We start from the raw sequence: 19,023 nt of genomic DNA, 5'->3' as shown, positions 1-19,023 counted from the left end.
CACCCGCAGGTCGTGGCCGGGCACGCCGAGCAGCTGGCAGTCGAGCTCGATCCCGTTGATGCGCTTGCGCGGGACCGGGTGCGTCCGGACGTCGTGCTCGGCCCAGCCCGCCGCGAAATCCGGGCTGGCGGCCGAGAAGTCGGCCGCCAGCGCGGCGAACCCGGCGTCGCCGGGGTGGCGGGCGGCGGCCCGCCGCAGCTCGGCCGCGACCAGCCGCTCGAAACCCCCGTCCACGGCCTCGCACATCCCGCCGAAGCGGAGCGAAAGCCGCAGCAGGTTGCGTTCTTCCTCGGCCAGCGCGGCGAAATCCACGATCACCTCGGCGGCCATCGCGTTCCACGCGACGACGTCCTGCCGGGCGTTGAGCGCGTAGGCCGGGACCGGGCCGAGCCCGTCGAGCAGCCGCCGCACGCCGTCCGGCACCTGCTCGACCGGCTCCCCGGCGGCCGGGACCTGCCCGGCCAGCTGCGCCAGGTGCGCGCTCTCGGCCGCCGAGAGCCGCAGCGCCCGCGCGAGCGCGGACAGCACCAGCGCCGACGGCCGGGGCGCGCGGGCCTGCTCCAGCCGCTCGTAGTAGTTCGCCGACACCCCGGCCCGCCAGGCGACCTCCTCCCGGCGCAGCCCCGGCGTGCGGCGGCGCCCGCCCGCGGGCAGGCCGGCCTCGGCCGGTCGCAGCGCCTCCCGGCGGCTGCGCAGGAAGTGGGCGAGCTCGCGCTTGTTCACCGCTCCAGGCTGCCACCGGCCCACTCCGTTATCCACGGACTGGGAGTCCGGGGACAACGGGGCAGTTCCCGCAGGTCGGGGCGGCGCCGAAGCTGGAGCCATGCCGACCGAACTGTTCCAGCGGGGTCTGCGGCTACTGCTGGAGAAGGACATGGACGGGTTCGTCGACCTGTTCGCCGCCGACTGCACCGTGGAGTTCCCGTTCGCCGAGGGGGAATCGCCGAAGCGGCTGACCGGCAGGGAAGCCCTGCGCGCTTACCTGGACGGTTATCCGGACCGCCTGGACATCACCGGGTTCCCCAGCGTCGAGGTGCACCGGACCACCGACCCCGCAATGATCGTCGCGGAGTTCACCGCGCACGGCCGCACCGTCCGGACCGGGGCCGGCTACGAGATGCGCTACGTCGTCGTGCTGACCGCGCGCGACGGGGAGATCCAGTCGTACCGGGACTACTGGAGCCCGGTCATGGCGGCGCGGGCGGTGGGCGAATGACCGTCCTGATCACCGGCGGAACCGGCAACACCGGCCGCCCGCTCGCGGACCTGCTCCGCGCCAGGGGCGTCGGCGTCCGCGTCGCGAGCCGCCATCCGGCCGGGGCCGACCACGTGTTCTTCGACTGGGCCGATCCGGCGTCGCACCGCACCGCGCTGGCCGGGGTCGAAAGCGTCTACCTGGTCCAGCCGATCGGCGCGGTCGACCCGATGCCGCTGGTCCGGCCGTTCCTGGACGCCGTGGGCGACCGGCCGGTGGTGCTGCTCGGCTCGCTCGCGGTGGTCCCCGACGCGCCCGGGATCGACGAGCTGAACCGGGCCGTGCGGGCGATTCCGGGGGCCGCGGTCCTGCGGCCGTCCGGGTTCATGCAGAACTTCACCGGCGCCCACCCGGTGGCCGACGCCATCCGCGAGCGCGGCGAGTTCAGCACCGCGACCGGCAACGGCCGCATCGGCTGGGTCGACGCCGAGGACATCGCCGCCGTGGCAGCCGAACTGCTCGCCGGGCGGGCCGAGCGGTCCGAGTACGTGCTGACCGGGCCGGAAGCGCTGAGCTGCGACGAAGCCGCGGCGGTCATCACCGAGGTGACCGGACGGCCGGTGCGGCACGTCGGCGTCAGCGTCGCGCAGCGCGCCCGGATGTTCGCCGAGTTCGGCGTGCCGGAGCCGTTCGCGCGGGGGCTGGCGGCCATCGACGCCGACATCCGCGGCGGTTCCGAGGACCGCGTGACCACCGACGTGGCCGACGTGACCGGCCGCGCACCCCGCTCGTTGCGCGACTTCGTCGCAGCTCAGCTGGGGCCGGTAACGTCGATGAGGTGAATCCGACGCGCTCACCGCTGATCCGGGACGTCCTGCTGTGGGCGGTGCTCGGACTCCCGGTGTGGTGGGCGCTCGCGACCACCCACATCGGACGCTTCGCCTGGTGGGAGTGCGCGCTCGGGCTCGTCGCGATCGGCGGGGTGCTCGCGCTCCGCCGATCGCGTCCGATGTGGGCGGTGCTGCTCGCCCTGACCACGTGGTCGGTGGCGACCGTGGTGCGTCCCGAATCGACCGTCGTCGGGTTCGCCGCGTTCCTCCCGGTCGCGGTCGCCGCGGGCTACTCCGCCGGGGTGCGCGTCGACCGCCCGCGCGATGCGCTGGTGTCGCTCGCGTGGATCACGGCCGGCGTGGCGCTGCTGGTCCTGCTGGCCAGGATGGACGACGGCGCGGTGCTGGTCTCGGTCATCGGCACCGCGTTCTTCGGTGCGCTGCCGTGGTTTCTGGGCCGGTACCGCCGGCAGCACCGCGATCTCGTCTGGGCCGGCTGGGAACGGGCCGAGCAGCTCGAACGCGAGCAGCGGATCATCGCCGAACAGGCGCGGTTGCGGGAGCGGACCCGGATCGCGGGCGACATGCACGACCTGCTCGGCCACGAGCTGAGCCTGGTCGCGCTGCGCATCGGCGGGCTGGAGGTCGCGCCGGACCTCGACGAGCGCCACCGCGAGGTCGCCGGGCAGGCGCGCAGCGCCGTGACCTCGGCGGCGGAGCGGCTGCGCGAGGTCGTCGAGATGCTGCGCGAGGAGCCGCCGCCGCTGACGCCCGGCGGCGACGTGGGCGATCTCGTCCGCCGCGCCCGGGATTCCGGGATGGACGTGGAGCTGCACGAGTCGGGCGAGCCCGCGGACCCGACGTCCCTGCGCCAGCGCGCGGTGTGCCGGGTGGTGCAGGAAGCGCTGACCAACGCGGCCAAGCACGCCCCCGGCACCGAGGTGTCGGTGCGGGTGGAGCACACCGCGGCCGACACCCGGGTATCGGTGACCAACGCAGCCACCTCCGATCGGAGCGGCGAAGGCTACGGCCTGGTGGCGCTGGCCGAGCGGGTTCGCCTGTCCGGCGGGGAGTTCCGGGCCGGCGCCCAGGACGGCGTCTTCGCCCTGACCGCCCGGATCCCGCAGGAGGCCGGGCCGATCGCCCCGCGGTCGGAGTCCGCCGACCGGTTGGCCCAGGCCAGGCGCCGCGTCCGCAGCAGCCGCACCACGGCGATCGCCGTCACGGCGGCGTGCGTCGGCGGGCTGGCGGTGATCTCGGGCGGGATCGCGGTCTTCGACGCCGCGACCTCGGTGCTCGCGCCCGCGGACTTCGACCGCCTCCGGCCGGGTCAGTCCCGCGCGGAGGTCGAGCCGTACCTGCCGATGCGCACCCGCGTCGACGAGGCCCCGGCGACGGATCCGCCGAGGCCGCCGGGCGCGGAGTGCGCCTACTACAGCACCCACCAGAACCCGTTCGACGAGCGGCGCCTGGAGCTGTTCCGGCTGTGCTTCCGCGGGGACGAGCTGGTGAGCAAGGACTTCCTGGAGACGAGGTAGCGATGGTGCGGGTCGTGCTGGCCGACGACGAGGCGGTGATCCGGGCGGGCGTGCGGGCGATCCTGGCCGCGGACCCGGAGATCGAGGTCGTCGCCGAGGCGGCCGACGGCAGGGCGGCGGTGGAGCAGGTCCGCCTGCACCGGCCGGACGTCGCGGTGCTCGACATCAGGATGCCGCTCCTCGACGGCCTCGCAGCGGCCGAGGAACTGCACGGCTCCGGCACCGCGGTGCTGATCATGACAACCTTCGACGAGGACGCCTACGTCAGCCGAGCCCTGCACGGCGGAGCGAGCGGCTTCCTGCTCAAGACCGGAGACCCGCGCGAGCTGGTGCTCGGGGTACGAGCGGCGGCCGAAGGCGGCGCGTACCTGTCACCGCCGGTGGCCCGCCGGGTGATCCGGGACCTCGGCGGCCCCAGGATGTCCCGCGAACTCGACGCACGACGCCGGATCGACGTGCTCAGCGACCGCGAGCGCGAGGTCCTCGCACTGGTCGGCGCGGGCTTGTCGAACGCCGAAATCGCCGACCGCCTGCACGTCGTGGAGGGGACGGTGAAGGCTTACGTCAGCGCCATCCTCAGCCGCTTGGACCTCCGCAACCGCGTGCAGGCGGCCGTTCTCGCTTACGAGGCGGGGATCGTGTCCGAGCGGTAGACCCGGCAAACGCGCCAAGCAATTGCCTCCACCTACGAGGGCGGGGTTTGGTTCTCATCCCGTCGACCTGGCAAAGCCCGATCAGGCCGTGTCAAGGGGGCACAACCAAGCAAAACCGCAAGACAACAACACAAACGGCCCCCTTGACGCGGTCTGATAGCCCTCCGTGGAGGTCGACGGGATGAGAACCACCCCAACCGAACCGCAGCGGAGATCGAGGACTCATCCCGGAGACCTGCCAGGGGTCTGGGGCCGGCGAGGACCCCAGAAACCACGAGCCCACCGCACTACAGGCACCAAACCCCCACCAACCCCCATAACCACCCCCGCAACGAACCCCCCGAGCAAAGCCCCCACAACAACGTCATGCGGATAGTGCACCCCGACGAAAACCCGAGAAAACCCCTCAACCAAAGCCAGCAAAACGACAACGCCGACAAGCCGTCGCCAAGCGACGGAAAGCGCGACTGCGGCAGCGGCGGCGATGGTCGCGTGGTTGCTCGGCAGCGACCAGTCGCCGTACTCGGGACACTCCGCCAGGGTCCGCGAAATGCGCGGCACGACCCGGCAAGGCCGGTCTTCCCGAAGGAATGCCTTGAGAACCTCGCTCGCCACGTAAGCCAACCCCGTCGCGACCGGAGCAAGCAGCGCCGGGCCCAGCGCCCCACGGCGCGCCCGCCAGCAGGCAGCCGCGAGCAACGCTCCGAAGACCAGCAGGATCGCCTGTGTCGCCAACGGTGCGGCGGCCTGCACCCACGGCGGCGCGCTCGCGGCCAGGTCGGTGATCGCGCGGTACCAGTCAGCGCTGACGTCGGGCACGTCCTCGATCTCGTTGACGGCCGAATATTCGATGAACACCGCGCCGACGCTAGGGATCGCGGCAGTGTCCCCGCGGTGCTCTTTCGGCACCGATCGACTTTACTTTCGTCAGGGTGCACCCTCGAAACCACAAGATCCCCAGGAGGCACGATGTTGGGCTCATCCCTGCTGGTCGTCGCCGCGCTCGCCGGCGCAGCCGCTCCGCAACCGCTGGAACCGCTGGTCCAGGTGGCCGCCGAGCGGGTGGCGACCGCGGACCAGGTCGCCGCGGCGAAGTGGGGCACGGACCAGCCGATCGACGATCCCGCGCGCGAGCAGCAGGTGCTCGACACCATGGCCGCCAAAGCGACCGCGATGGGCGTGGACCCCGAGCTGACCAGGCGCGTCTTCCGGGACCAGATCGAGGCGAACAAGGTCGTGCAGCGCGGGCTGCACCAGTACTGGGCCGCGCATCCCGACGAGCAGCCCACCGAACGCCCCGACCTGGGCGAGGTCCGCCCGGTCATCGACCGCCTCAACGACGAGCTGCTGGTCGAGATCCGCGACACCGCCGACGTCCGCGCGCACCCGTCGTGCGAGGGGGAGCTGACCGGCGCGTTCTTCCGGATCGGACAGGAGATGCGGCTCGATCCCCTGCACCAGGCGGGAGTCGGACGCGCGCTGCCCTCGGTCTGCGACTGACGTTCCTGGGTGTGGCACGCCCATCCGCGAATCGCGGATCGCTTCTAGCGTGGGAGACCGTTCTTCCCAGGAAAGGTGCCCATGTCCGTTTGGTTAATCACCGGTGCTTCTCGCGGTCTCGGGCTGGAAATCGCCCGCGCCGCACTGGAACGGGGCGACCAGGTCGCCGCGACCGCACGTGATCCGCATTCGATTCCGCTGCCCGACGGGGAAAACCTGACCAAGGTCGCGTTGGACGTCACCGATCCCGCGCAGGTCGAGCGGGCGGTCGCCGCGGTCGGCCGCGTCGACGTCCTGGTCAACAACGCCGGTTACGGGATTTTCGGCGCGGTGGAGGAGGTTTCCGACGCCGAGGTCCGGGCGGTGTTCGACACCAACGTCTTCGGCCTGCTCGCGGTGACGCGGGCGGTGCTGCCCGGGATGCGGGAGCGGCGCAGCGGCCGGGTCATCAACATCGGCTCCATTGGCGGTTTCATCACGCAGGCCGGTTCCGGGATCTACGCGGCGACGAAGTTCGCGCTGGAGGGGATCACAGAGGCCATGCGCGGTGATCTGGAACCGCTCGGCGTGGCGGTCACGATCGTCGAGCCCGGCGCGTTCCGCACCGACTTCCTCGACCCGTCCAGCCTCCGGCACGCCGAACTGGTCATCGACGACTACGCCGGGACAGCGGGCGAGCGGCGCCGGATGTCCAAGGAGGCCAACGGTTTCCAGGCAGGCGACCCGGCCAAGGCAGCCGCCGCGATCGTCGACCTCGCGCACACGCCGCATCCGCCGACCCGCCTGCAACTGGGCCAGGACGCGGTGGCGCGGGTGCGGGCGAAGCTCGACCACGTGGCGCGGGAACTCGATGTGTGGGAGCACGTTTCCACGGCCACCGACCACGACTGATCCGCGGTCGTGCGCGGTACCGGAGCCGGCACCGCGCACGACGTCGTCACTCCCGGCCCGCGGAGGTGAAGCTCATGTCGGCGTAGCGGGTTCCCGCCACCTGCGCCGAAATCGGCTCCAGCACCGCCAGGTCCTCAGTGGACAGTTCGAGCTCGGCGGCGGCCAGGTTCTCGTCCAGCCTGCTCTGCCGGCGGGTGCCCGGGATCGGCACCACCGGCAGCCCGTGCACCCGGCTGCGCGAGTGCACCCACGCCAGCGCGACCTGCGCCGGCGTCGCGCCGAGCCGGTGCGCGATCTCCCGCACGGGCTCCAGCAGCGCCGCGTTGCGGGCCGCGTTCTCCCCCGTGTACTGCGGGAAAACCGCCCGGAAGTCGCCTTCGCCCAGCTGCGCGGCGTCGGTGAACGTCCCGGTCAGGAAGCCGCGGCCGAGCGGCGAGTACGGCACGAAGGCCACGCCGAGCTCGGCAGCAGCGGCCACGACCGCGTTCTCCACGTCGCGGTTGAACACCGACCACTCGCTCTGCACCGCGGCGATCGGGTGCACCGCCACGGCGGCGCGCAGCTCCGCCGCGGTCACCTCGGACAGCCCGAGGTGGCGGACCTTGCCCTCCCGGACCAGCTCGGCCATCGCGCCGACGGTCTCCTCGATCGGCACCGAAAGGTCCCTGCGGTGCATGTAGTAGAGGTCGATGACCTCGATGTCCAGCCTGCGCAGGCTGGCCTCGGCCGCCTCCCGCACGTACGGCGCGTCCCCGCGCTTCCCCCGGTACAGCGGCCGGGCCGGGTCGCGGACGATGCCGAACTTGGTGGCGATGGTCAGCTCGTCGCGGTGCGCCCGCACGAACGGCGACAGGAACTGCTCGTTGGCGCCCGTGCCGTAGATGTCGGCGGTGTCGAACAGCGTGACCCCGCGCTCCAGCGCGTGTTCGAGGGTGCGCCGGGCCTCGTCCTCGTCGGTCGGGCCGTAGAACTCGCTCATCCCCATGCAGCCGAGTCCCTGCGGCCCCACGACCGGACCACCCGTGCCGAGTTGCACCCGCTTGTCGCTCATGTCGTTCCCCTTCGTCTCGAACGACTTCGAGCATGGAGCACCGCGCGGGCCACGGGCAGGCAGCGGCTTTCCTGGGTGTGATGCACCCAGCCATGACGCCGGTCCGGACGCTGAACTGTGTCAGCATCGAAGCGTGGGCAGCAAGAACGAGTTGGGCAACTTCCTCAAGGCGTGCCGGGCGCGGCGCAAGCCCGAGGACCTGGGCATCCCGGTCGGCACCGGCGTGCGCCGGACGCCGGGCCTGCGGCGCGAGGAGATCTCGGCCACCGCCGGGATCAGCATGGACTACTACACGCGCCTCGAACAGGGCCGCGAACGCCACCCGAGCGATGCCGTGCTCGACGCGCTGGCCCGGGTCCTGCGGCTGGACGAGGCCGAGCACCAGCACCTGCACAACCTCGCCCGGCACGCCGCCCGCCCGCCGCGCGGCACGCCGGAGCCGGAGCGGGAGGTGGTGCGCCCGACCGTGCAGCGGCTGCTCACCTCGCTCGGCGGCTGCCCGGCGTACGTGCTCAACCAGAGCAACGACGTGCTCGCCGCGAACCCGTCCGGCTGGGCGCTGCTGCCCGGCATAGAGCAGTGGGAGCCGGAGCGGCGCAACTCGCTGCGGTACGTCTTCCTGCACCCCAGCGCCCGCACGCTCTACGTGCGCTGGCACGACATCGCCCAGGACTCGGTGGCGCACCTGCGGTCGACCTTCGGCGACAACCCGTGCGATCCGCGGGTCACGGGGCTGATCGACGAGCTCACGCGCAGGAGCGAGGAGTTCCACGCGATGTGGCAGCGCAACGAGGTGCAGCCCAAGTCGGCCGGGGTGAAGTCGTTCAACCACCCGTCGGTCGGCCGGATGGACCTGGGCTACGAGGTGCTGGCGGTCAGCGGCACCCAGCAGCGCCTGATCGTCTACCAGGCGCCGGAGGGCAGCCCGGACGAGGACGCGATGCGGCTGCTCCGCCACGTCGCCCCGGCGCAGCGGGTGGACGTCGGCTGAAAAATTGCTGGCCACCGCGTCGGCGGCGTGCGATGTTCTTCCGGTAGCCCGCTGCGACACAGGAGGTTCGCATGGCAGACCAGCAGGCCGGACCGGACGACGTCAGGCGCAAGATGCGCGAGGCGCTGGAGCGCAAGAACAGCCGGACCAAGGCCGGGGAAGCGCACCAGGACCACCGCTCCAAGATCGGAGCGGCGCACGAGCAGGCCGGTTCGAAGCGGTCGTTCCGCCGCAAGACCGGGTGACCTGGACGAATCGCCGCCGCGGCCGGTGCCGCAGCGGCGATTCGTACCCCCGGGCGTGCGAACGTTCGGGGCCCAGACGTGAAAGTTTCTTTAGTGTACCGCGCGATTCGTTAAAGCAAGCAGGCTCGCGCGACCAGGCATCTTTCCATTGACAAGTTCACTTCGGGTGCTCAGTCTTGACAGCGACAAGACTGTCTTCCGAAGGAGCGTCCGCCATGGCGCCGCTGATCATCCTCCTGGTCGTCACCCTGGTCCTGCTCGCGGCGGGAGCCGCGGGCGTCCGCGGCCTGCGGCCCTGGCCCGTGGCCGTGCGCGGCGGCCTGGCCGCGATGTTCGTGGCGACCGGCCTCGCGCACTTCGTCGGACTGCGCGCCGAACTGGTCAACATGGTCCCGCCCTGGCTGCCCGCCCCGGAGCTGCTGGTGACGATCACCGGGGTCCTCGAACTGGCGGGCGCCGCAGGCCTGCTGTGGAAGCCGACCGCGCCGTGGGCCGCGGGCGGGCTCACCGCGCTGCTGATCGTGATGTTCCCGGCCAACGTCCACGCGGCGCTCGAAGGCATCGGCCTGTCGACCGGCGACCAGCTCGTCCCCCGCACCGCCATGCAGCTGGTCTTCCTGGCCGCGACCGTCGCGGTGCTGGCCCACCACCTGCGCAGCCGTCGATCGCGGAGCAGGCGGGAGCTGCAAGACTGCGCGAGTGGAACAGCCTTCCCGAACGGCCACCGCCGCTGACGCGGCCCTCGTGGCCAAGCTGCTGGACGCGTTCAACCGGGAGTTCGGCGTTCCGACGCCCGGACCGGCGGTCCTCACCGACCGACTGCGGCGACTCCTGGCGGACGACGCGGTGATCGCACGTCTCGCCGGCGAGGTCGGCGTCGCCTTGCTGACCCTGCGGCCCGCCGTCTGGTACGAGGGCCGGGTCGCCGTCCTCGACGAGCTCTACGTCGTTCCGGAGCTGCGCGGCCGGGGAATCGGCTCCGAACTGCTCGCCGCCGCCGAAGCCGCCGTCCGTGACAGAGGCGGCGAACTGCTCGAAATCAATGTGGACGGCGAGGACACCGACGCCCGCCGCTTCTACGAGCGGCACGGCTACACCAACACCGAACCCGGCGAGGACGAGCCGATTCTTTATTACTACCGGGAGCTCCGGCCGGGGCAGTGATCCTCTTCCGGGTGCCGCGCGGTGGGCTGACGCAGCGGGCGGCTGTGCGGGTGATCGTGCTCCGATCACAGTTGATCCCGCCCGGGATCAACTGTCACAGGAAAAGGAGTGCGCAATGCGTCGTGCGATCGTGGCCACCATGCTGGCCGGCCTTGCCATCGCGGGGCCGGCCGCGATGACCGCGTCGGCCCAGCCCGTGATTCCACCGGAACTCTGCATGGACGGCGGCGGCGAGGTGGTGGAGACCGGCAGGCCGCCCACCGGCTTCAACTGCATCGGTGGCAGGTTCAACGGCTGGCCCGTCGCTCCCTGATCAGATCGCCCCTGTGGTGCTGAGTGTTCCCGCCCTCAGCACCACAGCGCGGAGGTCACTCGACCTCGGGGAAGGCGTTGCTCGTGTAGGTCGCGTCGCGGATCACCCAGATCGAGAACGGCGGCCCCTTCGCACGCGCCGCGGCGAGCCTCGCCTTGTCGGCCCTGCCACCCCGGCTGGCACGCTGCTGGAGTTCGGCCAGCTCCTCCTGGTGGCGCTCCAGGACGGCCTGCTCCTCGTCCGAGAGGTGCTTGGGATCGTCGAGCATGCGCAGCCCGCAGCGCAGTTCTCCGCTGCCTTCGATCCAGCGGGGGTTGGCCAGCCGCAGCTCCAGCGTGGCGCGCCGGCGCGGATCGACGCGCGGCAACGAGACGGTCTGGACGGTCTCGCCAGGCCCGAAGGTCACCGTCACCACGTCGCCGACCTCGCTGTCGGACGCGTCGTAGACCCAGCGGTTGTGCAGATCCACCGCGACGGTGCCGCCGGTGGGGCCCTGCCCGATCCGGGCGAAGTCCTTCTCCCGGTGGAGGGTGGAGATCTCCCTGGACTCGCCCTCGCCGACCTGCTCGGTCCAGGTCACCCGCCAGGCGCCGGACCGGCGCACCTCAACGCCCTCGCGGCTGACCTTGATCTCGCAGGTCGCCGGGTCCTGCCAGTCCCCGCGCAGCGCGTCCAGCTTGGCGCGCAGCTCGCTGCGTTCCTCCCCGGCGGAGGCGCCACCGGTGACGCGGATCTCGTCGTAGAGCGGGGCGAGGCTGAGGGAGCGCTCGGCATCGTCGATCTCCTGAGCGCGGAACGACAGCACGGTGAGGTCGCGGAAGCTCTCCTCACTCATCACGGTGACTTCGACGCCGCTCATGGAGCTCCTCTTCCTCGGCCGCCGAACGGGCCTCTCGGACCATCTTCCGCAGAGGGACCACGGCCAGGCAACTCCCTAGCGCACCCCGCCGCGCCGGCCTGCTCCGCGCGGCGGGGTTCCCCTGGCCAGCTCATGCATGTGATCGATGATCGCGTTCGGGCGGTACTGCTCGAAACGTTGCCGCTTGCCGAGCTTGTTCGCGTAGCCGATTGCAAGGGTTCCCGCGTGCCGGCTCGCTTCGAGGTCGGTCTCCGAATCGCCGATCATGACGCACCGGCCAGGGGCTGTTTCCAACGCTTCGATCGCGCGCTTGAGGAGGTAAGGCTTGGGCTTGAGTTGGTCGACCTCGGGCCCGGTTCTCGCAGAAACACCGGCGATGAGGCCTGCCATGCCGTGGGCTTCGAAGTACGCCGAAACCGCGGCGGCGGAGTTGTTGGACACGACGAAGACCGGAATGCCGAAGTCGTGAAGAGTTTCGAGTACTTGAGCAGTACCTGGCGTTGGAGACGCGACCTTCACAGCACGAACTTCGAGGTCGCGGAGGTGCTGTTCGACAGTCGTGGCGACAGTGCCGGCGCCTGCCGCATACCTCAGAACGTCGAACGGGTCCCGGCTCTCACCCACCGCTTCGGGAAGCTCGCCCCTGAAGAGACCCCGCAGTTCATCCGCCACCTCGTGATCGGGGAAGCCGCCAAAGACGCTGCACACCGGGCCGTCGAAGTCGAGAAGGACCGCGTCGCTGTTGCGGAGGATCTGTGCGGGGCTCGTCATCGTGGCCTTCCTTCCCAACAGCCCTCTATCGGACGAGCCGTGACGTGTAGCCCGCGGCGACCAGACGTTGATACGCAGCGTCAACATTGGGCGGAACGTCCTGCGGAACGGAGAAGCCGCGTTCGGCGTAGACGGTGATGCGCTGGGTATCCCCGACGAGCATGTTGATCACTCGATCGACGTCCCCAATGGAGCGCACGTAGTCGTCGAGCGCAGTCCGCTGGGAGCTGCACACGATGTCGACCTCGGGCCAGATCTTCTTCGCCGTCGCGAAGGCCCGCCGCTGCTGGTACGGCCGGGACACGAGCAGCAACGATCCAACAAGGACGTCTCTCGACGACAACAGCTCACGGGTGAACTCGATGTTCTCCGCAGTGTTGGTGGCACGAGGCTCGACCAGGATGGCCGAATCGGGCATTCCCAGCTCAAGCGCACGCTCCCGGTAATGAACAGCCTCCCCGCGAGGGAACCGCTCCACGGTCGTCGGAGCGTTGGCACCGGTGAAGACCACCCGCGGGAAATACCCCTGCTCGTACAGATCGACAACACGGTCCGCCACACCGAGGTCATGGCTCCCGAGCCCCACGCCGACATCGCACTCGCGGAGCCGGTGATGCAGGTCGTGGTAGTCCCACAGCGTCTGCACATCGCTCCGAAGTGCGGCCGGCACGTTCACGTCATACCTCTCAAAACACCGGAACCCCAGGCCGGTGACCTGGGGTCCTGGTGGGGCGCCAGGGGATCGAACCCTGAACCCGCGGATTAAAAGTCCGCTGCTCTGCCAGTTGAGCTAACGCCCCGCGTGCCTCAGGTTACAAGGTCGAGATGATCTTGGGTGGCTTTGGTGCGGCTTTGGTCCGGGAGGTGGGTCACACGCCGGCGGGCGTCGGAACCGTGACGAGCTTGGTGCGGCTGACCTGCTCGTGCCAGCCCAGACCGAACACCATCGCCACCACGATCGCGAAGCCGGCCCACTGGGTCGCGGTGAGGTGCGCGCCGAGCACGAAGACGCCGACCAGCGCGGCGGTCGCCGGGAAGGACAGTTCCGCCAGCGTCGCTCGCGCTGCCGGTGTGCTGCGCAGGCCGATGTAGTACAGCCACAGCGCCAGGAGTCCGGGGATCAGCGAGAGCAGCACCAGGCCGAACGCGTTGCCCCAGCCGACCGCCACCGGCGCTCCGGTCACCAGCAGGATCACCGCGGCGGTGGGCAGTCCGATCGAGAACCGCAACGTGGTCACGTCGCGGGCCGGGATGGTGCGGCTGACCAGCCTGCCGAGCACGGTGCCCGCTGCCCACAGCACCGCCGCGCCCAGCGCCAGCAGTGCGGGCACCACCTGCGACAACTCGATCGCGAACGGGTCCTTGAACGCCAGCAACCAGGCACCGGCCAGCGCGGGCAGCGCGAAGGCGAAGTAGCGCCCGCGCAACTGCTCGCGCAGCACCAGCAGTGCCGCGACCGCCGCGAACACCGGCTGGAGCTTCTGCAGGACCAGCGGCGTCACCGGATCGCCGAACTTGAACGCCGTGGTGAACAACGTCGTCGCCAGCGCCGACGAACCCGCGCCGACCACGACGATCGCGACCCGTTCGCGCCACCCGCACGCACGCAGCGCCCGCCACGCCCGCGGCAGGAACGGCGCCAGCAGGACCACGATGATCAGGTGTTCCCAGAACACCACGCTCGCCGAAGGCAGCGTCGTCGCCAGCGGCATCCGCCACAGCGCGTCGGTCCCCCACATCGCGGTCGCCAGCGCCACCAGCCACGTGCGATCGCGCCCCTCAGTCATGAGCCAACCTAACCACCCCGGCACCCCGCGCTCCGATGACTCACCTCACACCGTCACCCGTTGGTTCCCACCGGCCGGATGCCCTGTCCGGATTCCGACCGCTACCGGCAGAATCGAGCCCGTTCCAGTCGGTGACGGAAGGGATGGATCCCATGCTCCACCAGCGGACCCGAGCGCTCGGGTCGCTCGTCGGCCTGTGCACGGTCGGTGCGCTGCTCGCCGCGTGCGGCGAGCAGCAAGCCCAGACGCCGCCCGCCGAGCAGCAGCCCGGTCCGGCGCCGATCGAGACCACCGGGACCTACGAGCCGTACCGGGAGGGCGCCACCGCCGTGACCTACAAGCCCGACCAGGTCCCGCCGGGGTCCACTGCGAAGCTCGGGGTGAAGACCGGCGGCGCCCGGACCGAGGTCACCGTCGCGCTCACCGGGTTGCAGCCCAACCGCGTGTACGGCGCGCACGTGCACACCAAGCCCTGCGGCCCGACCGGTGACGACGCCGGACCGCACTTCCAGCAGATCCCGGACCCGGCCAAGCCGTCGGTCGACCCGAAGTTCGCCAACCCGGAGAACGAGGTGTGGCTGGACTTCCACACCGACGCCCAGGGCAACGGCACCGCCACCGCGACCGGAACCTGGCAGCTCGACCGCGGCGACGCCCAGTCGTTCGTGGTCCACGAGACGCACACCCACACCGAGCCGGGCAAGGCCGGGACCGCCGGCGGGCGGCTGGCCTGCCTCACCGCGAAGTTCTGAGTCCCCTGGCCGGGGTCACGGCCGGGAGGTGCGCGACGGCGTCGAACCACTCCGCCAGCGCCTCGCCGGAGAGGTGGTGCTCGGCGTCGTCGGCCGGGTCGTAGTGCGGGCCGATCAGCCGGGTCTTCGCCGGCAGGTCCATCCAGGCGCGCACCGGCCCGGGCGCGTCCGCGCGCAGGTCGAGCAGGTACGGCGGCAGACCTGGCGCGGACAGCGCGTGCTCGGCGAAGTCCGCGGGCGGCGGGGGCGCCTCGAACGGCATCGCGCCCTCGCCGAAGGTGAGGCCGATCGAGCGGTAGCCGGAGCCGAAGCGCTCCTGGAAGTAGCTGCCCGCGTTGCGCTGCCGCTCCGATCCGGTGCCCTGGGTGACCAGGCGCCGCCAGCCGACGGCGGTGTGCGCGATGCCGCCCCAGTAGACGATCTTGTCCCCGGTCCGCTCGTGCCATTCGACGACGCCCTCGGCCAGGTGCTTCTCGATCGCGGCGAGGTTGCGCTGCGACGAGGGCGGTTCGCCCGGCTCCACGAGCCGGACGGGGTCGTCCGGGTGCGCCTCGTTGTGCTCCCGGAGCCAGGCGATCAGTCCGAGGACCTCCTCGATCCGCCAGAAGGTCCGCGCATCGGCGAGCATCGCGCGCAGATCCCCGTCGCCGGTGCGGAGGTGTTCGGCGATCTCGGCGCTCTTCGCGTCGTCGCCCTCCAGCACGACCGAGCGGAAGCCCATCTCCTCCACCAGGAACCGGACCATCCGGTGTGCGAGCAGGACGGGTTCGCGCGCCGATCGGGTGGAAGCGCCGATCCCGACCACGGTGGCGTCCCCGACGACGTCCGCCAGCGGCCGCAGGTCGGTCAGCGGTGCGGACGGATCAACAGTGTCGAACGGGTGAGCGGTTTTCGCGATCCACTCCCGGACGGGTTGTGATCCATTCATGGCCGGAAGCTAGAACTTGGAGCGAAGTGGAGGTCAACGCCCGCGGGACAGCCTCCGCCGGGCCGACCGGGAGTTCGAAACCACTCGGACGTGGACGGAAGCAACCCGTCGGTCCGTCTGAGCGCGGACGCGACGCGGCTCACTGCGGTCGCCCTCGCCCCATCGGGGACAATGGGGCCGATGACCGCAACCCTGAGCAAGCCCGCGCTGAAGATCGGCCCCTACGAGGTCGATCCGCCGGTGGTGCTCGCGCCGATGGCCGGGATCACCAACGTGGCCTTCCGGCGGCTGTGCCGGGAGTACGGCGCCGGGCTCTACGTCTGCGAGATGATCACCAGCCGGGCGCTGGTCGAGCGGCACCCGACGACCATGCAGATGATCACCTTCGACCCCGACGAGCACCCGCGCTCGATGCAGCTCTACGGCGTCGACCCGGCGACCATGGGCCAGGCCGCGCGGATGATCGTCGACGAGGGGCTCGCCGACCACATCGACATGAACTTCGGCTGCCCGGTCCCGAAGGTGACCCGCAAGGGCGGTGGTTCCGCCCTGCCCTACAAGCGGCGGCTGTTCGGCGAGATCGTCCGCGCGGCCGTGCGGGCGGCCGAGCCCGCCGGGGTGCCGGTGACGGTGAAGTTCCGCATCGGCATCGACGATGAGCACATCACCTACCTCGACGCGGGCCGCATCGCCGAGGACAACGGTGCCGCCGCCGTCGCGCTGCACGGCCGCACCGCCGCCCAGCGCTACTCGGGGCAGGCCGACTGGACGGCCATCACCAGGCTGAAGGAGACCGTGCGGTCCATCCCGGTGCTGGGCAACGGCGACATCTTCAGCGCCCAGGACGCGCTGCGGATGGTGGCCGAGACCGGCTGCGACGGGGTCGTCGTCGGACGCGGCTGCCTCGGCAGGCCGTGGCTGTTCCGGGACCTGCAGGCCGCGTTCGCAGGCGAGCCGATCCCGGAGGGTCCGTCGCTGGGCGAGGTGACCCGGGTGCTGCGGCGGCACGCCGAACTGCTGGCCGACCACATGGGAGAGCAGAAGGGCCTCCGCGACCTGCGCAAGCACATGGCGCAGTACCTCAGGGGCTTCCCGGTCGGCTCCGACCTGCGGCACCGCTTCGGCCTGGTCTCCAGCCTCGCCGAGCTCGACGACCTGCTGGCCGACCTCGACCCCGACGTCCCGTTCCCGTCCGATGCGGAGGGTCCGCGCGGCAGGCAGGGTTCCGCGGGCAAGGTCGTGCTGCCGGAGGGATGGCTGGACGATCCGGACGAGCTGTGCGTGCCCACCGAAGCCGAGATCGACCACAACGGCGGCTGATGCCGGCGTCGCGGGTGGCCGGACTCCTCTGTGGACTGCTGCTTGTGGTCGCCGGGTGCGGCGGCGCCGAGCCGGATCCGGTGCAGCGCTATTTCGCCGACAACAACGCCGCGGCCGAACGGGGTCCCGCGGCGCAGCAGGAGTTCCTGCGCCGGACCCAGCACCCGGATTTCCGGGACCAGCTCTGCGAACTCGGCGACACCACGATCGAACTCGATCCGGCGATGTCGACCCTGCGCCGCGATCCCGGGTTCACACCGGACGGAGCGGGGCCACCGCGCGGCGAGGTGTGGGTCGTCGGGGTCGAAGTGACGTTGCGGCGACATGACACAGTGGTCGGCAGGCAGATCGGGTCACAACACCTCGTCCTGATCGATGATCAGCCTTACGGGTTTGCTCCCTGTCCCTCATAAAACGTTCTTATTGCACAGGCAATCACAGTTCTCACACTTTCGAGAGAGGGTCGAGTAACACATGAGTGTGGTTGTTCCGATGAACTTGCGGTGGCGTGACTAGAAACACAGGCTGATTTGCTCGTCCGTGCGGGTGGGTCCGATGCGATTCGCTTCCGCAGCACCCCCTCCGCCGGGTACACATCCAAGGCAGCCGAACCTCACGCCGCGCTCGGCGATTCGGAGCAATGCCGATCAGCCGGACGAGCTAATTCGCAGCGAGCGTGAGTCGGATCAGCTCAAGCGATTCGTCGCACCCGACGACACCACGGACGGGAGGTGAGTGCGATGACCGGACTGCGCAACGGTTTCGCAGGCCCGGAACCTCTGCGCGACGACTCCGCGTCAGCCCGGTGCCCGACACCGCCTCCCGGCAGGAGACGGGAACTGGCGGACGGCACCGGCATGGCCGAGCTGCACGAGTCGATCGCGAGCCTGCTCGCGTCGCGTGGGCAGTGGCGGCAGGCGTACCACCACCTGCGCTCCGCCCTCGACCTGATGTCCACCGAGGACACGCCGCGCGTCCCCGAACAGCTGCGGCACGAGGTCAAGCGACTGCGCAGGGAACACGCCGAGGCCCGGGAGCAGAGCAGGCGGGACAGCCTCACCGCCAGCTACAACCGGCGCTACCTCGACGAGCGGCTGGCCGATCTGGTCTCCGACGACAGCGGGGCCGACGGGCTCGCGGTCGCGCTGGTCGACCTGGACTGGTTCAAGCACGTCAACGACACCTACGGCCACCTGCTCGGCGACCGGGTCCTGCAGCGGGTCGTCGACCTGCTGCAGGAGGTTCTGCCCGCGGGCGCGTTCTGCGCGCGGTACGGCGGCGAGGAGTTCGTGCTGGTGTTCCCGACCATCGACGCGGCGGCCGCGGTCGCCGCGTGCGAGGGCGCCCGGGCCAGGATCGAGCGGTTCCCGTGGGGGCAGATGGCGCCGGGGCTGCGGGTCACGGTCAGCATCGGAATCGCGCACGAGCAGCACAGCACCCTGGGGCCGGAGGCCGCGCCGCCGTCGGCGGAGCAGCAGCTGATCAGCGCGGACGCGTTGCTGTACGCGGCCAAGCAGTCCGGGCGGAACGCGGTCGCCTACCGCGCGGGCAGCGAGGTCCGGCTGGCGTCGGGCCGGATGCCGTCCGGTTACTGATCGCGACCGCGCACTGCCACCGCGTCGATCGCCGCACCACACAACCGGGCAAGTGGCCTAACACATATGAGTGTTTTGGCCCAGCTCGAACACGGGATCGTGCACTGATTGTGAAGAAATTGTCTGCACTATCGTCAGTTCGGGCGATCGGCCGTACTATCGGATAGAACGCAGGGCGATAAGACTGCGGGGGGTTTGATCGCCGACGTGGGTTGACCACGCCACACAACGACTTCGGACTGGGAGGGAATACGGGTGCCGCAGGACCCCCGCCAAGGCAACAACGTGCCCCGACGTTCCCGTCCCGAGCAGGAGCAGCAGGGCGAGCAGAACGACGCCACCGGCAGCGGACGGCGTCGCCGCGCCCTCGGCGATGACGGCACCGGGGGCACCCGGGTCATCGACCTCCTCTCGAAACATGGAAAGACCCCCGGCGGCAACGGCTCCCACCACCGCAGGAAGGCCGAGCCGACGCCGGAGGAGTCCGGCCAGTCCTGGCAGCAGCCCGGCGGCCAGCCCGAACAGCCGCCGGTGCGGCGCAGGCAGCAGGAGTGGACCGCGCCGCCGGAGTCGGCGCGGCCCCCGGCCCGGCAGGTGCCGCGCAGCGGCGAGCCCCCGGCGGAGCCGCCGCGCAGCGGCC

General features: G+C 70.9%; 22 protein-coding genes, 1 tRNA gene and 2 pseudogenes. 16 read left to right on the top strand and 9 right to left on the bottom strand.

What is annotated here, in order from left to right; genetic code table 11:
* Window positions 1–12: 12 nt before the first annotated feature.
* Window positions 13–825: pseudogene (locus ABD691_RS28745) on the bottom strand (helix-turn-helix transcriptional regulator); the annotation flags it as partial.
* On the opposite strand from ABD691_RS28745, the gene ABD691_RS28740 reads away from it, so the two are divergent.
* From ABD691_RS28740 to ABD691_RS28725, 4 genes are read left to right on the top strand one after another with little or no spacing between them, the layout of a single operon-like run.
* Complete coding sequence (locus ABD691_RS28740; protein ID WP_344685046.1) at window positions 824–1,216, top strand: nuclear transport factor 2 family protein; 393 nt, start codon at window positions 824–826, stop codon at window positions 1,214–1,216. The pseudogene ABD691_RS28745 and the gene ABD691_RS28740 overlap by 2 nt on opposite strands.
* Complete coding sequence (locus ABD691_RS28735; RefSeq protein WP_344685045.1) at window positions 1,213–2,037, top strand: Rossmann-fold NAD(P)-binding domain-containing protein; 825 nt, start codon at window positions 1,213–1,215, stop codon at window positions 2,035–2,037. Before ABD691_RS28740 ends, ABD691_RS28735 begins: the two co-directional genes overlap by 4 nt.
* Window positions 2,034–3,563 (top strand): sensor histidine kinase, encoded by a 1,530-nt coding sequence (locus tag ABD691_RS28730; RefSeq protein ID WP_344685043.1) that lies wholly within the window; start codon window positions 2,034–2,036, stop codon window positions 3,561–3,563. Before ABD691_RS28735 ends, ABD691_RS28730 begins: the two co-directional genes overlap by 4 nt.
* 2 nt (window positions 3,564–3,565) lie before the next feature.
* Window positions 3,566–4,216 (top strand): response regulator, encoded by a 651-nt coding sequence (locus tag ABD691_RS28725; protein ID WP_344685041.1) that lies wholly within the window; start codon window positions 3,566–3,568, stop codon window positions 4,214–4,216.
* A 222-nt stretch (window positions 4,217–4,438) separates the two neighbouring features.
* On the opposite strand, the gene ABD691_RS28720 is transcribed toward ABD691_RS28725, so the two are convergent.
* A complete protein-coding gene (locus tag ABD691_RS28720) occupies window positions 4,439–5,074 on the bottom strand; it encodes a phosphatase PAP2 family protein (RefSeq protein WP_344685039.1) in 636 nt (211 codons plus the stop codon).
* Between the two features lie 111 nt (window positions 5,075–5,185).
* On the opposite strand from ABD691_RS28720, the gene ABD691_RS28715 reads away from it, so the two are divergent.
* Together ABD691_RS28715 and ABD691_RS28710 are read left to right on the top strand one after the other, a co-directional pair.
* Window positions 5,186–5,716 carry a chorismate mutase gene (locus tag ABD691_RS28715; RefSeq protein ID WP_344685037.1) on the top strand — a complete coding sequence of 177 codons (531 nt, stop codon included), beginning with the start codon at window positions 5,186–5,188 and terminating at the stop codon, window positions 5,714–5,716.
* Between the two features lie 81 nt (window positions 5,717–5,797).
* Window positions 5,798–6,607 carry an oxidoreductase gene (locus tag ABD691_RS28710; RefSeq protein ID WP_344685035.1) on the top strand — a complete coding sequence of 270 codons (810 nt, stop codon included), beginning with the start codon at window positions 5,798–5,800 and terminating at the stop codon, window positions 6,605–6,607.
* Window positions 6,608–6,653: 46 nt separating this feature from the next.
* Here the strand turns inward: ABD691_RS28710 and ABD691_RS28705 are convergent, their stop codons facing one another.
* On the bottom strand, window positions 6,654–7,658 hold the full coding sequence (locus ABD691_RS28705; RefSeq protein WP_344685034.1) for an aldo/keto reductase: 1,005 nt from the start codon (window positions 7,656–7,658) through the stop codon (window positions 6,654–6,656).
* 133 nt (window positions 7,659–7,791) lie between these two features.
* Here ABD691_RS28705 and ABD691_RS28700 point away from each other — a divergent pair, with 133 nt between their 5' ends.
* From ABD691_RS28700 to ABD691_RS28680, 5 genes are all read left to right on the top strand, one after another.
* Window positions 7,792–8,649 (top strand): helix-turn-helix transcriptional regulator, encoded by an 858-nt coding sequence (locus ABD691_RS28700; protein WP_344685033.1) that lies wholly within the window; start codon window positions 7,792–7,794, stop codon window positions 8,647–8,649.
* Window positions 8,650–8,720: 71 nt separating this feature from the next.
* On the top strand, window positions 8,721–8,894 hold the full coding sequence (locus tag ABD691_RS28695; protein WP_344685031.1) for a DUF5302 domain-containing protein: 174 nt from the start codon (window positions 8,721–8,723) through the stop codon (window positions 8,892–8,894).
* 215 nt (window positions 8,895–9,109) lie between these two features.
* Complete coding sequence (locus tag ABD691_RS28690) at window positions 9,110–9,628, top strand: DoxX family protein (RefSeq protein WP_344685029.1); 519 nt, start codon at window positions 9,110–9,112, stop codon at window positions 9,626–9,628.
* Window positions 9,594–10,058, top strand: a complete 465-nt coding sequence (locus ABD691_RS28685; RefSeq protein ID WP_344685027.1) for a GNAT family N-acetyltransferase — start codon at window positions 9,594–9,596, stop codon at window positions 10,056–10,058. The genes ABD691_RS28690 and ABD691_RS28685 overlap by 35 nt, the downstream gene beginning before the upstream one ends.
* Window positions 10,059–10,173: 115 nt before the next feature.
* On the top strand, window positions 10,174–10,371 hold the full coding sequence (locus ABD691_RS28680; protein ID WP_344685025.1) for a hypothetical protein: 198 nt from the start codon (window positions 10,174–10,176) through the stop codon (window positions 10,369–10,371).
* A gap of 55 nt (window positions 10,372–10,426) precedes the next feature.
* Here the strand turns inward: ABD691_RS28680 and ABD691_RS28675 are convergent, their stop codons facing one another.
* The 5 genes from ABD691_RS28675 to ABD691_RS28655 form a co-directional block, all read right to left on the bottom strand.
* Entirely contained in the window at window positions 10,427–11,230 is an 804-nt protein-coding gene (locus tag ABD691_RS28675) for a hypothetical protein (protein WP_344685023.1), read from the bottom strand.
* Between the two features lie 75 nt (window positions 11,231–11,305).
* Complete coding sequence (locus tag ABD691_RS28670) at window positions 11,306–12,001, bottom strand: HAD family hydrolase (protein ID WP_344685021.1); 696 nt, start codon at window positions 11,999–12,001, stop codon at window positions 11,306–11,308.
* 25 nt (window positions 12,002–12,026) lie between these two features.
* Window positions 12,027–12,677, bottom strand: a complete 651-nt coding sequence (locus ABD691_RS28665) for a YdcF family protein (protein ID WP_344685018.1) — start codon at window positions 12,675–12,677, stop codon at window positions 12,027–12,029.
* A gap of 48 nt (window positions 12,678–12,725) precedes the next feature.
* Window positions 12,726–12,801 (bottom strand) — tRNA-Lys (locus tag ABD691_RS28660).
* 69 nt (window positions 12,802–12,870) lie between these two features.
* A complete protein-coding gene (locus ABD691_RS28655; RefSeq protein WP_344685016.1) occupies window positions 12,871–13,788 on the bottom strand; it encodes a DMT family transporter in 918 nt (305 codons plus the stop codon).
* Window positions 13,789–13,940: 152 nt separating this feature from the next.
* Between ABD691_RS28655 and ABD691_RS28650 the strand changes: the two genes are divergently transcribed.
* Window positions 13,941–14,540, top strand: a complete 600-nt coding sequence (locus tag ABD691_RS28650) for a superoxide dismutase family protein (protein ID WP_344685015.1) — start codon at window positions 13,941–13,943, stop codon at window positions 14,538–14,540.
* On the opposite strand, the gene ABD691_RS28645 is transcribed toward ABD691_RS28650, so the two are convergent.
* Window positions 14,524–15,468, bottom strand: a complete 945-nt coding sequence (locus ABD691_RS28645) for an erythromycin esterase family protein (protein ID WP_344685013.1) — start codon at window positions 15,466–15,468, stop codon at window positions 14,524–14,526. The two genes, ABD691_RS28650 and ABD691_RS28645, sit on opposite strands and share 17 nt — an antisense overlap.
* 180 nt (window positions 15,469–15,648) lie before the next feature.
* Between ABD691_RS28645 and dusB the strand changes: the two genes are divergently transcribed.
* From dusB to ABD691_RS28625, 4 genes and pseudogenes are all read left to right on the top strand, one after another.
* Window positions 15,649–16,788, top strand: coding sequence for a tRNA dihydrouridine synthase DusB (gene dusB / locus ABD691_RS28640; protein WP_344685011.1), 1,140 nt, complete (start codon window positions 15,649–15,651; stop codon window positions 16,786–16,788).
* A complete protein-coding gene (locus ABD691_RS28635; RefSeq protein WP_344685009.1) occupies window positions 16,788–17,201 on the top strand; it encodes a hypothetical protein in 414 nt (137 codons plus the stop codon). The genes dusB and ABD691_RS28635 overlap by 1 nt, the downstream gene beginning before the upstream one ends.
* Before the next feature lie 327 nt (window positions 17,202–17,528).
* The gene (locus ABD691_RS28630) at window positions 17,529–18,383 is read left to right on the top strand and encodes a GGDEF domain-containing protein (protein WP_344685008.1); all 855 of its coding nucleotides are present in this window, start codon (window positions 17,529–17,531) and stop codon (window positions 18,381–18,383) included.
* 285 nt (window positions 18,384–18,668) lie between these two features.
* Window positions 18,669–19,023 (top strand): annotated as a pseudogene (locus ABD691_RS28625) (hypothetical protein); the annotation flags it as partial.

Origin of the sequence: Saccharopolyspora taberi, from assembly GCF_039534165.1 — a bacterium.
GTDB classification, from domain to species: domain Bacteria; phylum Actinomycetota; class Actinomycetes; order Mycobacteriales; family Pseudonocardiaceae; genus Saccharopolyspora_D; species Saccharopolyspora_D taberi.
Note: the sequence above shows the minus strand (reverse complement) of the source record. Positions and strands in the feature narration are given on the sequence as shown.

What these genes read in the sequence shown, in the direction of transcription:
- ABD691_RS28740 (WP_344685046.1), top strand. Translation starts at nt 824, where the DNA reads ATGCCGACCGAACTGTTCCAGCGGGGTCTGCGGCTACTGCTGGAGAAG.
- ABD691_RS28735 (WP_344685045.1), top strand. Translation starts at nt 1,213, where the DNA reads ATGACCGTCCTGATCACCGGCGGAACCGGCAACACCGGCCGCCCGCTC.
- ABD691_RS28725 (WP_344685041.1), top strand. Translation starts at nt 3,566, where the DNA reads ATGGTGCGGGTCGTGCTGGCCGACGACGAGGCGGTGATCCGGGCGGGC.
- ABD691_RS28715 (WP_344685037.1), top strand. Translation starts at nt 5,186, where the DNA reads ATGTTGGGCTCATCCCTGCTGGTCGTCGCCGCGCTCGCCGGCGCAGCC.
- ABD691_RS28710 (WP_344685035.1), top strand. Translation starts at nt 5,798, where the DNA reads ATGTCCGTTTGGTTAATCACCGGTGCTTCTCGCGGTCTCGGGCTGGAA.
- ABD691_RS28705 (WP_344685034.1), bottom strand. Translation starts at nt 7,658, where the DNA reads ATGAGCGACAAGCGGGTGCAACTCGGCACGGGTGGTCCGGTCGTGGGG.
- ABD691_RS28695 (WP_344685031.1), top strand. Translation starts at nt 8,721, where the DNA reads ATGGCAGACCAGCAGGCCGGACCGGACGACGTCAGGCGCAAGATGCGC.
- ABD691_RS28690 (WP_344685029.1), top strand. Translation starts at nt 9,110, where the DNA reads ATGGCGCCGCTGATCATCCTCCTGGTCGTCACCCTGGTCCTGCTCGCG.
- ABD691_RS28680 (WP_344685025.1), top strand. Translation starts at nt 10,174, where the DNA reads ATGCGTCGTGCGATCGTGGCCACCATGCTGGCCGGCCTTGCCATCGCG.
- ABD691_RS28675 (WP_344685023.1), bottom strand. Translation starts at nt 11,230, where the DNA reads ATGAGCGGCGTCGAAGTCACCGTGATGAGTGAGGAGAGCTTCCGCGAC.
- ABD691_RS28670 (WP_344685021.1), bottom strand. Translation starts at nt 12,001, where the DNA reads ATGACGAGCCCCGCACAGATCCTCCGCAACAGCGACGCGGTCCTTCTC.
- ABD691_RS28655 (WP_344685016.1), bottom strand. Translation starts at nt 13,788, where the DNA reads ATGACTGAGGGGCGCGATCGCACGTGGCTGGTGGCGCTGGCGACCGCG.
- ABD691_RS28650 (WP_344685015.1), top strand. Translation starts at nt 13,941, where the DNA reads ATGCTCCACCAGCGGACCCGAGCGCTCGGGTCGCTCGTCGGCCTGTGC.
- ABD691_RS28645 (WP_344685013.1), bottom strand. Translation starts at nt 15,468, where the DNA reads ATGAATGGATCACAACCCGTCCGGGAGTGGATCGCGAAAACCGCTCAC.
- dusB (WP_344685011.1), top strand. Translation starts at nt 15,649, where the DNA reads ATGACCGCAACCCTGAGCAAGCCCGCGCTGAAGATCGGCCCCTACGAG.
- ABD691_RS28635 (WP_344685009.1), top strand. Translation starts at nt 16,788, where the DNA reads ATGCCGGCGTCGCGGGTGGCCGGACTCCTCTGTGGACTGCTGCTTGTG.
- ABD691_RS28630 (WP_344685008.1), top strand. Translation starts at nt 17,529, where the DNA reads ATGACCGGACTGCGCAACGGTTTCGCAGGCCCGGAACCTCTGCGCGAC.